This window comes from Terribacillus sp. FSL K6-0262 (assembly GCF_037977385.1).
Lineage (GTDB): Bacteria > Bacillota > Bacilli > Bacillales > Amphibacillaceae > Terribacillus.
Genome location: NZ_CP150277.1, coordinates 3,077,299 through 3,091,511, shown reverse-complemented (window position 1 = coordinate 3,091,511; position 14,213 = coordinate 3,077,299). Strand labels below are relative to the sequence as shown.

General features: G+C 47.3%; 13 protein-coding genes. All 13 read right to left on the bottom strand.

Annotated elements, in window-relative coordinates; genetic code table 11:
• Positions 1-27 precede the first annotated feature (27 nt).
• The 13 genes from dnaG to MHI54_RS15770 all read right to left on the bottom strand — a co-directional run bounded on the left by dnaG (position 28) and on the right by MHI54_RS15770 (position 14,182).
• Positions 28-1,851 (bottom strand): DNA primase, encoded by a 1,824-nt coding sequence (gene dnaG / locus MHI54_RS15830; protein ID WP_095215439.1) that lies wholly within the window; start codon positions 1,849-1,851, stop codon positions 28-30.
• Positions 1,852-1,874: 23 nt separating this feature from the next.
• On the bottom strand, positions 1,875-2,345 hold the full coding sequence (locus MHI54_RS15825; RefSeq protein WP_340082011.1) for a DUF188 domain-containing protein: 471 nt from the start codon (positions 2,343-2,345) through the stop codon (positions 1,875-1,877).
• Positions 2,346-2,560: 215 nt separating this feature from the next.
• Complete coding sequence (locus MHI54_RS15820; RefSeq protein ID WP_095215441.1) at positions 2,561-3,664, bottom strand: acyltransferase; 1,104 nt, start codon at positions 3,662-3,664, stop codon at positions 2,561-2,563.
• A gap of 150 nt (positions 3,665-3,814) precedes the next feature.
• Positions 3,815-4,624 carry a pyruvate, water dikinase regulatory protein gene (locus tag MHI54_RS15815; protein ID WP_095215442.1) on the bottom strand — a complete coding sequence of 270 codons (810 nt, stop codon included), beginning with the start codon at positions 4,622-4,624 and terminating at the stop codon, positions 3,815-3,817.
• Positions 4,625-4,645: 21 nt separating this feature from the next.
• Positions 4,646-5,278, bottom strand: coding sequence for a helix-turn-helix transcriptional regulator (locus MHI54_RS15810; RefSeq protein ID WP_095215443.1), 633 nt, complete (start codon positions 5,276-5,278; stop codon positions 4,646-4,648).
• 28 nt (positions 5,279-5,306) lie between these two features.
• Positions 5,307-7,394: a glycine--tRNA ligase subunit beta gene (gene glyS, locus MHI54_RS15805; protein WP_095215444.1), complete on the bottom strand. Its 2,088-nt coding sequence runs from the start codon at positions 7,392-7,394 to the stop codon at positions 5,307-5,309.
• The gene (glyQ, locus tag MHI54_RS15800; RefSeq protein WP_095215445.1) at positions 7,384-8,274 is read right to left on the bottom strand and encodes a glycine--tRNA ligase subunit alpha; all 891 of its coding nucleotides are present in this window, start codon (positions 8,272-8,274) and stop codon (positions 7,384-7,386) included. Before glyQ ends, glyS begins: the two co-directional genes overlap by 11 nt.
• Positions 8,275-8,567: 293 nt before the next feature.
• Positions 8,568-9,311 carry a DNA repair protein RecO gene (gene recO / locus MHI54_RS15795; RefSeq protein WP_095215446.1) on the bottom strand — a complete coding sequence of 248 codons (744 nt, stop codon included), beginning with the start codon at positions 9,309-9,311 and terminating at the stop codon, positions 8,568-8,570.
• A 20-nt stretch (positions 9,312-9,331) separates the two neighbouring features.
• Positions 9,332-9,490 carry a YqzL family protein gene (locus tag MHI54_RS15790; RefSeq protein ID WP_143594479.1) on the bottom strand — a complete coding sequence of 53 codons (159 nt, stop codon included), beginning with the start codon at positions 9,488-9,490 and terminating at the stop codon, positions 9,332-9,334.
• 110 nt (positions 9,491-9,600) lie between these two features.
• Entirely contained in the window at positions 9,601-10,509 is a 909-nt protein-coding gene (gene era / locus MHI54_RS15785; protein WP_095215448.1) for a GTPase Era, read from the bottom strand.
• A gap of 735 nt (positions 10,510-11,244) precedes the next feature.
• Positions 11,245-11,625, bottom strand: coding sequence for a diacylglycerol kinase family protein (locus MHI54_RS15780; protein WP_095215449.1), 381 nt, complete (start codon positions 11,623-11,625; stop codon positions 11,245-11,247).
• Positions 11,594-12,067: an rRNA maturation RNase YbeY gene (ybeY, locus tag MHI54_RS15775; RefSeq protein ID WP_095215450.1), complete on the bottom strand. Its 474-nt coding sequence runs from the start codon at positions 12,065-12,067 to the stop codon at positions 11,594-11,596. The genes MHI54_RS15780 and ybeY overlap by 32 nt, the downstream gene beginning before the upstream one ends.
• Positions 12,068-12,070: 3 nt before the next feature.
• A complete protein-coding gene (locus MHI54_RS15770) occupies positions 12,071-14,182 on the bottom strand; it encodes an HDIG domain-containing metalloprotein (protein ID WP_340082010.1) in 2,112 nt (703 codons plus the stop codon).
• Positions 14,183-14,213: the final 31 nt, after the last annotated feature.

Genomic DNA, 14,213 nt, shown 5'->3' with positions numbered 1-14,213 from the left:
CCTTCCAAAACATCAAGCTATCTATTGTTACAGAGAACTTTTTAAAGTTCTACGTATTTCCATGATCTTCATGGCTATCTGTGCTGCGCGTATCGGATCATTCTCCTGTTCGGCTTGCCGCTGCTCGGCCAGCAGCTGGTTAATGTCCGTCTTATTCACTTGCTCGTTCTTGATCGTCCGGATGTAATCACCGATTTCCTGATCGCTGATATCCTCGACCACCGGAAGCATCGCCGTTTGAATGACCAGCTGCTGCAAGGACGGATCCTCCAGTGATGACACGAATTGGCTGACATCCGCGTCATGTCCCTCCTCATAAAACGCATAGAGATGGGTGGCAATCACCTGCATCTGTTCGGTTATGAAGGAAGCGCCGATTTCTTCCCGGACCTTATCCGCTATAGCCGCTGTTCTAAGCATATGCGCAAGCAGTTGTTTTTCTGCTGTCTGATATGCAGTTGGTATTTTTTTTTCATAATGACGGGATTGCTGTTTTGGAACCTGCGGTTTTGCCGGATTGCCTGCAGCTCTCCTATTTTCCTTTTTCCGGAGTCTTGGCTCAAGATCGGAGGCAAGTGTATCAACGGAAAGATCCATTGCATTTGACAGCTCCCGCAGATAGTGTTCCCTTTCTACAGAGCTTTCAATCTGTGCAATCTCATCCAACACTTTTTCTACATATTGCAGGCGATCTCCTTCAATGGAAAGATTGAAGTCCTGCTTTAAGTAATGCATCATGAAGGACATATCCGTCAGGGCGGCATCAATGATGGAACGCTTGAATTTTTCCGCTCCATGCTCACGAATGAAATCATCTGGATCCAGACCGTCCCTGAGCATGGCGACACGTACATGATTGCCGGCCTTCCGCAGCACTTGCAAGGCACGGTAAGAAGCTTCGAATCCTGCCTTGTCACCGTCATAACATATGACGACCTGTTCTGCGTAACGCTTCAAAAGCCGCGCCTGCGTCTCTGTCAGGGAAGTTCCAAGAGTCGCAACCCCATTCCGGACTCCGGCCTGATAGGCTGCAATCACATCATTATACCCTTCGAACACGACCACCTGAGCCGTTTTGCGGATTTCACCCCTGGCCAGGTCGAAGTTGAACAGCATCCTTCCTTTCTGGAAGAGCTCGCTTTCGGAACTGTTCAGATATTTCGGCTCCTGATCACCGCCTAATGTACGTCCGCCAAAGCCGACCGTCTTACCGAGGTGATTCCGGATCGGAAAAATCACCCGGCCGCGGAAGCGATCCTGGGGTTTATTTTCTTTATCGGTCGAAAATAAACCAGTATGAAGCAGTTCCTGCGGCTTGTACCCTTTTCCTTCGAGGAATTTCACGGTAAAGTCCCTGCTGTTCGGGGCAAAACCAAGCTGGAATGTATCAATCGTCTCATCGGTCAGACCGCGGCCAAGGAGATATTCATACCCAGTCTTGCCTTCTTTCGTATTGCGCAGCAGGTTGTGATAAAGCTTGACGACCCACTCATTCGCCTCAAGTGCTGTCTGCTCTTCCCTGGATTGTGCGCGGTCCTGCTGCTCCGTTACATGTGCAGGCAAGTCCGTCCCGCTTCTTTTGGCGAGCTGCTGGACAGCCTGGGAGAAAGAAAGACCTTCCAGCTCCATCAGGAAAGTGAATACATTCCCTCCCTTACCGCAGCCAAAACAGTGGAAAATCTGCTTTTCCTGCGTTACGGAGAACGATGGGGATTTCTCCCCATGGAAAGGACAAAGTCCGAAATAATTCCGCCCTTGTTTCTTTAATTGGACATGCTCCCCGATGACATCCACAATATCATTCGATTTACGAACTTCATCGACCACTTCTTCTGGTATTCCACCAGCCATTCCACATCACCAACCTATATAATTCAACAGCTTCCGTCTGATTCCTGCATTTTTCGACAAAAAGACGAAAAAATAGTAAGGAATCTTCTTCGATCAGCAGCTGTCAGCTTGGAAGGTCCCTTTATTCGTTTGCCCTGTCGTTGATTTTGGATCCGCATGTGCTTTCTTAGGAGGATTTCATCTGCATCAGCCTCCGTGATCAGTTCCCCGCGAGGTGTGATGACAGTTACATCCTTTGCCGTCAGCAAAGTTGCCAATGCCAGGTCTTGCGTAACGACACAATCTCCGGGGCTGATATGATTCAGAATATACCAATCCACCGCTTGATCTACAGGATCAAGCACCACCCATGAAGCATCCGAATCACTGCTCAGATGATTGATGGTGGTGATGAAACGCACAGGAACGTGATGCGCTGCACATGCAGAAATGATCTCCTGCTTTACAGGACTGCTATCTGCATCCACATATACAATGGAGTTATGTGATTTCATGTCTCACTTATTCTACAATAAAATGCGGAATCCTTCCTTTTTCGTAAAATTTTTATAAAGCTTTTTACCTCAAGGGTTGCCATTTATACATAAATCATACTAACAACATTTTTTCACAAAAACTAATTATAATACAAAGTAATTGAAAAAGCCATCATTTTAGTTTTAATACGATAATCATTTCACTCTAGGGAAAACAATCCTCTTGACCTTGATCAGGAAGCCTTTGACCGCTGCAGCTTGCCGCTTCTCCGCGGTAATTTTCCAAATAGGACGGAGGCAAAAGGCACATAACGATGGAATAGATAAATGACTGCGAAGCAAACCCCCATCACTGTCAGATAGCGCAGCAATATCTGGATATGAAACAAATAGTTGCTGTATGCAGGTATCGTTCTTGTCACATAATCAAGCACAAGCGGATGGAGCAGATAATACCCGAATGAATAACTCGCAATTTGCTGTAATTTGGCGAGTGCGGAAGCGGATAGTTTGTCCGTCGCCGATTCAGCGATCCTGAAGATTGCATAACAGCCCGTGATAAGGAAGATATAATTGACGCTCTCATATAGGATATTATTCCATTCCAAATTCCCCAGTGTACCGGCAGCGTAATAATAAATTGCAATCGCCGAGCCGGCAATGGCACTGATAAGCAGCCAGATCCATGTAGACCAGTGGTTGCTTTTTGCTTTTTCCCTGTCATAATGGACGCCGATCCAGCCACCAAGCAGTAAGGTCCCCATAAGCTGCAGGAATAACGGAAACGGACTTGGCGGCAGGAACGTCTGCAGCGCTATATAACCAAGCTGAAGCAGTCCCCCGAAGATGAACATGTATCTCCTGAAGAAAGCCGAGCTGTGATCCAGCCATATCAGCAATGGAAGCACCAAATAGACCTGGACAATGAGAAAGATGAAATGCAGCTGATAATAGCTTTCACCGAAAATGATACGCTTCAGAATGGCTGCTGGCTGCAAATCACCGAACCCAAGCACCGCTTTGTGCAATTCATACACCAGCGCCCATATGATGTAAGGAACCAATATGAAGGTGACTCGTTTCCTGTAATAATCCTTCCACAAGTTTTTTGTCAGTTTTTTATTTTTGTATTGATAAAAGAAAACCAGACCGGTGATGGCAATGAAGATACCGGCTTCGATCCGGATGATCCGATTCAGGAAATGATATTTTTCATATGCATCGCTTGCAAAAGGCAAAACGGTGGCATAGGCGCCCGTTACATGGACGAGTACGACAAGTGACATTGCCAAAAGCCGCATAAGATAGATGGATTGAATCTGCTGCTGTTTTTTCATTTGAGTCAGGTCTCCTCGCCGGATTCGATTTACGAAATAGAAGAGGCAACAACAGATTGTCTGCCGTCACCTCTTCTATTGTTATCGTAAAGATTCCACCGGAATACCGTCAACAGTTAAACAGAATCTTAACACTAACTTTGAATTAAATTAATCCTGTTGGTTACGCACGGTAAGGATACTGTTCGCCGTTTCTTCCACTGCTTTATTGGAAACATCGATGACACGACAGCCGATTCGTTCGACAATCTTATCAAAATGCTCCAGCTCATGATTGATCCGGTCGATATTGGCATAGCTCGCTTGGTCTCCAAGCCCCAGTGCTTTCAGACGTTCCTTGCGGATATTATTAAGCTTTTCCGGACTGATGCGAAGACCGATGCATTTGGCAGGATCCACCTGGAAAAGCTCCCGGGGCGGCTCGACCTCGGGAACGATCGGTACATTGGCAACTTTCAGGCGTTTATGCGCCAAATACTGGGATAATGGCGTTTTGGAAGTACGTGAGACACCAATGAGTACAATATCGGCCCGTGTAATGCCGCGCGGATCCCGGCCATCATCATAGCGCACCGCGAATTCGATCGCTTCGATTCTGCGGAAATAATCTTCATCAAGCCGATGTACAAGGCCAGGCTGCAGCTTCGGCTTCTGATGGAACATATTTTCCATTTCATCCATCAGCGGACCCATGAGATCGATGCAAGGTATGCCATGCCGCTTGGCCTCATTGGACAGGTAAGCCCGGAAATCCGGATTGACCATCGTAAACGCAATGATCGAAGGACATTCGTTGGCTTGCTTTATCGTTTCTTCCAAGATGGAAGTATTCTCTACATACGGAACGCGCTGCAAAGCGAACGGTTCGTCCAAATTGAACTGGCTGAGCGCTGCTTTCACAACAAGCTCTGCTGTTTCTCCTACAGAATCTGATACAACGAAGACGATTGGTTTCTCCATCGGTTCCCCTCCTGGATTCTTTTACATTAGTTCATTTCGAGCGAGTTCGACAAAAGCCCTCGTGATCGTCGTCTTGGTAATACGCCCAACAACTTTTGCTCCATCCTCATTCGATCTTTCTAGGACAGGCAGGCTGTCGATTTGTTTTTCAATCAATCGATTGGCCGCTTCGACCAGCAGCTCATCCGGATAACAAACGGCTACATTCGGCATCCTCGTCATGATGATGTGAACCGGGATATCCTGCAGCACCTGATTGCCGATGCTTGCCCGCAGCAAATCCTTCCGGGAAACAACACCAACGAGATTATTGTCTTGATCGACTGCAAAGAGCGTACCGACATCGCTTAGGAACATTGCGCTGATGGCATCATAAGCAGAATCATCTTCTTTGACGCTGATCGGCATCGACTGAAAATTTTCCACTTTATATTTCATCAGTTTTTCCGTGATGATTTCTGAACCTGTCTTACCTGTATAGAAGTAACCAACACGAGGTCTTGCATCAAGGAAACCAACCATTGTCAGTATGGCCAAATCCGGACGCAATGTCGCCCGCGTCAGATTCAGCCGTTCGGCGATCTGTTCACCTGTTATCGGACCCGCCTCTTTCACAATCGCGATAATCTGCTGTTGTCGTTTAGACAAATCCATGTTCATCACCTCTATCCAAGAACTGCCCTCATTGGACCTGCTTCCACTGTACTTTTGTCACATCCGCGTAGCTAAGGATCAGTGCAGCCAATTGGTTCAATAATGATAAGCGGTTCATTTTTAATTTTTCATCCTCTGCCATGACCATCGTATGGTCGAAAAATGCATGGATGCTGTCAGCGAACGCAGCCAATGTATCCAAAGCCTCTCCCGCCTGCCGTTTGGAGGCAGCATTCAAATAGATGGTTTTGTTTTGTTCAAGCATACCATACAGCTGCTTTTCCTGTTCGTTTTCGAACAATGATTCGTCCACGCCTTGGTCTGTACCTTTTTTAGCCAGGTTGATGACACGTCCCAATGCTTCTTGAACTGGTTTGAAATCCTCATCATGACGCAATGCCTGCAATACCTTCGCCTTAGCAAGGGTATACGGATAGTTGCCGATTTGAATAGCCAGAACCGCCTCGATCACGTCATAAGAGATGCCTTCTTCTTTCAGCAATTGCGAAGCACGCTGGTGGAAGAAGCTGCGAATATCCTCTGTATACACATCTTTTTCGACTGTCGGCAGCGAATTCTCTTCGAATAAAGCCACTGTACGTTCGACGATATCCTCAATGGTAATCTGCCAGTCTGTTTTCGCAAGCATCTGGATGATACCGGCAGCTTGACGACGCAAGCCGTATGGATCCTGTGAGCCAGTCGGAACATTTCCGATGACCATGCTTCCAACGATCGTATCCAGTTTGTCCGCAATGCTGACAATCGTACCTTCCACTGACTCAGGAAGCTCCCCGTGGGATGAAGTCGGCATATACTGTTCACGGATCGCTTGGGCAACACGTTCGTCTTCTCCGAAGTGGCGTGCATACTTTTCGCCCATGATACCTTGTAATTCAGTGAATTCATTCACCATATTGGTCACGAGGTCGAATTTAGCGATGCTGGCAGCTCGCTGTGTCCGATCTGCGGTTTCCTGATCCACTCCGACAGCTTCACTGATCATTTTTGCAATCTTCGTCACACGATCCACTTTATCCTGCAAAGTACCGAGCTCCACTTGATAGACCATCTTGGATAGTTTCTCCAGTGATTTCTCGATCGGCTGTGCTTTATCTTCCGCATAGAAGAACTCAGCATCCTGCAGTCTAGCACGCAACACCTTCTCGTTTCCGCGGGCTACCTTTTCCAAATGGTCGCTGTTTCCGTTACGGACACCGATGAAATGTGCCAGCAGCTTGCCGGATGCATCCGTCACAGGGAAATAGCGCTGATGCTCTTTCATGCTGGTGATCAGCACCTCTTGCGGCAAATCAAGGAAGCCTTCGGCAAAGTCACCGTGGAACACGGTTGGATATTCGACAAGATACAGCACTTCTTCAAGCAGTTCTTCATCGATTGGAATCCGCCATCCGTTTGCAGTCTCCAACTGACGGATGCCATCGATGATCATTTGCTTGCGCTGCTTTTGATCCACGATGACGAATTGCTTCTCAAGCACAGAAGCATATGCGCCAGGATTATCGATGGTCGCTGTGCTTCCCAGGAAGCGATGTCCATAAGTAAGATTCGATGATTCAATTCCAGCTATCTCCATCGGGATGATGGAATCGCCGTATAATGCTGCGATCCAGCGGATAGGTCGAGCATAGCGCAGGCTGCCGGAGCCCCAGCGCATATTTTTAGGGAAATGCAAGCTGAGCAGCACATCTTTAAAGGATGGCAGCAATTCAGCCGCAAGCTGTCCTTTGACAAATTTCTTCACGAAGATATATTCTGTCCCATCCACATCTTTTGTGTAAATATCCTCGACGGAAGCACCCTGCCCCCGTGTGAAACCTTGTGCTGCTTTTGTCCATTCCCCCGCTTCATCTTTTGCGATACGCAGTGCCGGTCCTTTGACCTCTTCTTCGATATCAGGCTGCTTATCCGAAAGCGACTGGATTGTAACAGCGATACGCCGCGGCGTTCCTTGTACCGTCACTTTGTCATAGGAAAGACCCAACTCATCCAGCCAAGCTGCCGTTTTCGTTTCAAGCTGCTCGATCGTGCCGGGCAGGAAACGGGCAGGCATTTCCTCCAAACCGATTTCAAAAAGTACATCTTTATTCTGCATGCTCATCCGCTCCTTCTTTCAGCATCGGGAAGCCAAGTCGTTCCCGTTCCGCTACATAGCTCTTCGCAATGGATCTCGCCAAGTTCCGGACTCTGCCGATATAACCGGTACGCTCGGTAACCGAAATGGCCCCTTTTGCATCCAGCAAGTTGAATGTGTGGGAACATTTCAGTACATAATCATAGGCCGGGAAGACAAGACCTTGGTCCATGATCCGTTTTGCTTCTTTTTCATACATATCAAACAGCTGGAACAGCATGTCTGTATCAGATTCTTTAAAAGTATAAGTGGAATGCTCGAATTCAGGCTGTTTGAAGATATCTGCCACCGTCACTCCATCCGTCCATTCCAAATCGAAAACATTCTCTTTATCCTGGATGTAGGAAGCCAGACGTTCCAGACCATATGTAATCTCAACAGAAACAGGCTTGGCTTCGAGGCCGCCGATTTGCTGGAAGTAGGTGAATTGGGTGATCTCCATACCGTCAAGCCACACTTCCCAGCCAAGACCAGCGGCTCCAAGCGTCGGGTTTTCCCAGTTATCTTCGACAAAGCGGATATCGTGCTCCAAAGGATCGATACCCAATTTGCGCAAGGAGTCCAAGTATAGCTCCTGGATATTGTCTGGTGAAGGCTTCATGATCACCTGGAATTGATGGTGCTGGTATAGACGGTTCGGGTTTTCGCCATAGCGGCCATCAGCCGGGCGTCTGGATGGCTCTACGTAAGCCACGTTCCATGGCTCCGGACCCAGGCTGCGCAATAATGTCATCGGACTCATCGTACCGGCCCCTTTTTCTACATCATACGCCTGCATCAATAGACAGCCCTGGTCTGACCAATGCTTCTGTAACGTCAAAATCATATTTTGGATATTCATCGGATTCCCTCCATCTTATATTCATCAACGTCAAGGCGGAACAAGAAAAACCCCGTCCCTATGCTGCATGTACAGCATAGGGACGGGATTACCGCGGTTCCACCCTATTTGCTCCCAAACGGAAGCCACTCTTTTTCCTTTGCTCCGAAGCGCCTTCCCCGTCTGCCTTTGTTCTGGCTCCCACTATCCCAGATTCGCTTTGCAAAGAACCGGACGGATACTACTCTTCTTCAACGCAAGCCGTCGATTTTTTTTAATCATACTAAAATGACATACTGATTGTCAACAAAGCTTTATTGTAGTTTATCCAATTGAGCAAGGAATTTCTTGCTTTTCAGGAAATAGCCTCCGTACCGTTCATAATAAGCATCAAGCAACTCGTTCAAAAGCCGTTTGGTTTCCGGTTTCACTGAAATATTGCCGATCCTGGAAATATCGATGCTGGAAAAAAGCTGCAGGAGCTTTGTGACCTTTTCCGATAACGCATAAGCATCGGGATCAAGATGCATGCACCGGCGGCAAAGCATACCGCCTTCAGGTACGGAAAATCTAAAAGGCATTTCCGTGCTGCCGCAATTGACACATTGGTGGACGGTCGGCGCAAAGCCGCCGCGGCGGAACATCTTCAATTCATAGATGATACGCAAGACATCCGCATCTTTGCCATCATTGATCCATTCCAGTACTTGCAGCAGCTGCCGGAATAGATCAGGATCAGGCTTATTATTATCTGTCAGCTTATCAGTCATTTCCGCTATATAAGATGCATAAGCTGTTTTTACGATATCTTCACGGATCGATCGGAAGCTTTGCAGAGGCTCCCCCTGCTGCATTGCTCCCATACCAGATCCAAGCTGCACCAGGAATGAACCAAAAATGAATGGCTGCGCAATCGCAGCCATCCTGCTCTTCGGTTTTTTGGCTCCCCTGGCCATGACAGCTATTTTCCCGCGATCCTCGGTGAAGATCGTGATGATTTTATGTGTTTCCCCATAATCCTGCGTGCGCAGGATGATTCCTTCTACATTTTGGAGCAACGCTCTCCCACTCCTGTTGCTTACATTTTCGATTGAAGGCGGTTATAATTCGGGAGCTCGATGATGTTATCTTGCTCCGGAGGCATTAGTGAATTGTACATCGTTTCGATTTCTTTCATCAATAAGTAGGTTTCGATACTCCCGGTCTTGCTGAAGATTTTCCAATGGAAATCAATCACAGGAAGTCCACCTTTCTTTGTATTTTTAAGAAATGAACATACAAAACAATTACTCCTAATTAGGATGACACCTTACCTTCGAATCCATGTGCTTCAAATATTACCAGCTATCAATACTCCTCACGGCTGAAACCGTAATCATTAAGCTGAGCTTGCTTGTTCCGCCAATCAGGCTGCACTTTGACCCAAAGCTCCAGGAATACCTTACTGCCAAGCAGCATCTCTATATCTCTACGCGCAAGTTTCCCTACTTGTTTGAGCATACTGCCCTGTTTGCCGATAATGATCCCTTTTTGGGATTTTCGTTCTGTGACGATCGTCGCTTGGATGAATACCTTTTCAGTTGTACTGTGCCGATTCTCAATCGCTTCGATGACAACCGCAATCGAATGCGGGACTTCTTCACGTGTCAGATGCAAAACCTTTTCCCGAATAAGCTCACTGATGACAAATCGCTCCGGATGATCCGTGACTTGATCCTCTGGATAATATTGGGGGCCTTCTGGCAGATAACCTTTTAAAGTTTCAAGTAAATGCGCTGTATTATTACCTTCCAATGCACTGATCGGAACGATTTCAGCGAAGTCCAACTTGTCCTTATACAGCTCGATGAGTTCGAGCAGCTTATCGGGATGGACTTTATCAATTTTATTCACTACAAGAAAGACAGGATTATTGACCTTCTGCAGCCTTTCCAGGATAAATTGATCGCCTCGGCCATAGCCTTCCTCGGCATTGATCATGAACATGACAGCATCCACCTCATTCATCGTGTTCTCTGCAGTCTTGACCATGAAATCACCAAGTTTATGCTTCGGTTTGTGGATACCAGGCGTATCGATAAAGATGAACTGTGCATCATCCTGAGTGAGCACCCCTTGGATCCGATTGCGAGTCGTCTGCGGCTTATCACTCATGATAGCGATCTTTTGACCGACAAAACGATTCAATAAAGTTGATTTCCCAACATTCGGCCGCCCGATGATGGAAATGAAACCAGAACGAAATTCTTTCTGCATGCTGTATTAATCCTCCAAGTACTAGTACGACAAAAACCTCAAGTACTATTAAAATGTTGTATCTCTATCTTACTACAAATCCCCCGCCACTTCACCCATTCGACAAAAGGGGTTAAAAAAAACCAAAAGCGGAGAAGACCGGTAAGAAACGGAGTGGTAAGTGAGAAGGCCCGGAGGGAGGTGGTATTCCTTCCGCAGGGACTTATCGCTTACAACGCAGTTTCTGGTCTTCGGAGCTAGACGACAAACCAAAAGCGGAGAAGACCGGTAAGAAACGGAGTGGTAAGTGAGAAGGTCCGGAGGGAGGTGGTATTCCTTCCGCAGGGACTTATCGCTTACGGCGCAGTCCCTGGCTCTCGCAGCTAGCCGATAAAAACAAAAGCGGAAAGAGCCGATCAGGGACGGAGAAGTAAGTGAGAAAGCCCGGAGGAAGGTGTTCTTTCCTTACGCAGGGATTTATCGCTTACGGCGCAGTCCCTGGCTCTCACAGCTAGCCGATAAAAACAAAAGCGGAAAGAGCCGATCAGGGACGGAGAAGTAAGTGAGAAAGCCCGGAGGAAGGTGTTCTTTCCTTACGCAGGGATTTATCGCTTACGGCTCAGTCCCTGGCTCTCACAGCTAGCCGAAACAAAAGCGAAAGCATCCGCTTAGAACGCTCCAGCTAATATTTTCCCCGCTTCCAGCAAATTAACTTCACTACATACGAAAACCGTCCAGTGATATGGACGGTTTTTCTCACATTGCCGAAATGATTTCCGGAACGAAAACGACCAACCCGACAAAAATGGCTGTCATCGCTGCAATGAGGACAGCTCCAGCCGCAATATCCTTGATTAGGCCCACTGTCCGGCTCTGCTCAGGTGACAGATGATCCATCGCCAGTTCCACAACTGTATTGATCATTTCCGTCGCGATGACAAAGCCGATGCTCAAAAGGATAGCGGCCCATTGGGCTGTTCCGATTCGGAAAACGAAACCTGCGAGCAGTGCCATGACCGCTGCAATTGTATGGATCCGAAAATTCCTTTCCCTGAGGAAAGTCCACCGGATCCCATTCCAGGCATAACGGAAACCGATGCCAGTTTTAGTTTTCTTCCCGTTTGAGTCCGAAGCCATTCAAAATCTCCTCTTGTCGGCCGAACATCTTCTTCTCATCCGCTTCATTCATATGATCATATCCCAATAGATGCAGGAACCCATGAAGGGCGAGGAAACCCAGTTCCCGCTCCACACTGTGACCATAGTCTTCTGCCTGTTCTTTGGCTTTGTCGACCGAGATGATGATATCGCCGAATACAATCGGGATTTCTTCCCCAAGGATTTGCTGCTCACCTTCGCCCTCTTCTTGCATCGCGAAGGAAATGACATCCGTAGGCGCGTCCTTTTGACGATAATTACGGTTTATCACCTGTATCTCCGCATTGTCCACAAATGTAATGGACATCTCCGCTTCCTCGGTTATCTTCTCTGCATCCGCTGCGTATTGGATCAGCCGATCGATCAGATCGATATAATCTTCTGTCACGGAATTCGTTTTATCATGAAAATCAATCTGCATTAGTTATGCCTCCTTCACTTTTTCATCAGCCGGATATTCGATACGGGAATGGAATATTCCGGTAAGCGCCTGACAAATTGCATCTTTGATCACTTGCAGTTCCTGCAGTGTCAGCGGCGCGCAATCCAGCTGGCCATCCATCAGCTTATCCTTGATGATGCTGTCTACAAGACTGTGGATCTTTTCCTGCGTAGGCTCTTTCATCGAGCGAACCGCCGCTTCCACAGAGTCGCAAATCGATAAGACAGCGGTCTCCTTTGTCGATGGTCTTGGACCTGGATAACGATATGCCTCTTCCTTGACGTCCTTATTATATTCCTTTTCCTTATAATAGAAAAACTTCAACAGCGATGTTCCGTGATGCTGCTTTGCCATATCGACGATCTCTTTTGGAAAGCGATTGTCTTTCAGCATCTGAGCACCGTCATATGGGTGACGTATGATGATTTCAGCACTTTGCCGCGGAGATAGCGAGTCATGCGGATTCTTCCGTCCCATTTGGTTTTCGATGAAGAGCTGCGGCTGCCGCGTTTTGCCGAGATCGTGATAATAAGCCCCGACCCTGGCAAGCAGACCGTCTGCTCCGATGGCTTCACACGCCGCTTCGCACAAATTGGCCACCATGATGCTGTGGTGATAAGTACCAGGTGCATCGGTAAGGATCTTTTTCAGCAATGGATGGTTAGGTTTCGATAATGCCAAAAGCTTTGTCTCCGAAAGCACACCGAATCCCGCTTCCACAAACGGCAGTACACCAGCCACCAATATCAATGTCAAGATGGCTGACAAGACGGCAAAACCGATATACAGCAATACGGATTCCAAGACATACTTTTCAAAAGCAAAGAATAAGAATAACAATACACTGATTACCTGTACACTTACAAGTATAAGGAATGCTTTTGTCATCGCTGCCCTGTCTTTTACATTTCTGATTGCATAAACAGCTGCAAGCTGGGCGAATAAATAATAAAGCGCCGCTTCCATATTCAAGGAGCCTGGTATTTCATCATTCAGGATGATGCCTGCCAGTATACTGTAGACGATCGCATAGCCGATGGCAAACCGCTCGCTTAGCAGGTGGCGGAATAGGACTGCCGCAAATGCAGCAGGCAGCAATAAATAATAATGCTGATCTGCTGTTCCAAGAACACCGAACAGTTTCAAAAACAGGACGGATACACCAGTAAGCAGGAACATAAACAATAGGACAGACTTACTCGTCCCCGTCTGCCTTGTCAATGTATGTATCGTTTCGTAAGTCAATATTCCGGTTAATAATGCCATGAACAAAGCAAGACCGACAAGCGGCAGCACATTCCTTGTATTATTCAGCAAGCCGACAAGCTGAAGCTCTTCGTATATATCATTTGTGATCGTTTGGCCCTCCTGCACGATGATTTCGCCTGCACGAATCATGACAGGTGCCACATTTTGCTGCGCTTCCGCCCTGGCCGAAGCTGTCTCCTGCGCATCAAAAGAAGCGTTTTGAACGATGGCAAAGCTTATCAGCGAACGAAGTGCTTGCTTGGTTTCACTGGATACATCCGCATAATCGATACGTTCTCCCATTTCCTCCCGCGTCTTTTGCACCTCATCACGTTTCACACCATCCTCCAAGAAGCCAGTGATGGCATCTATGAATACTTTTTCACTGACCTCCCTTTCATCGATCGGTATTGCCAAAAGCTGCTCGAGCTGGCGGTCTGTCAAATCTTCTTTGACAGATTCCGAAAGCAGGTTCTTGACGATATCCATCCTCTGATCGATGGAACGATCTTCTTCATCTGCTTGACCAATGGCAGAGAATATCTCCTTGACAGCATCGGTTTTGGCTTCTGTGATTTCGGAAGATACAGTATATCGGTCGTCAATCTGCTGGCTGGCTTCCTGCCTGTGCCTTTCTGTCTGCGCTTCATTCTCGATTGTGATCGGTGATCGGATCGTTTCGCTTGCAGTATCGTAAACCTGGACATCATAATCCTTCGTCGTCACATTGGAAGCTGTCATAACAAAGAAAAAGCATCCCAGCAGCAACGCCCCGATCAGGATGAATGCCTGTTCACCAGCCTTCGACTTCTTTTTGAACAGCTCCTTTAACCTTATTCTAGCCACGCTCTGCCCTCCTATCCACCTGAACCGAAAA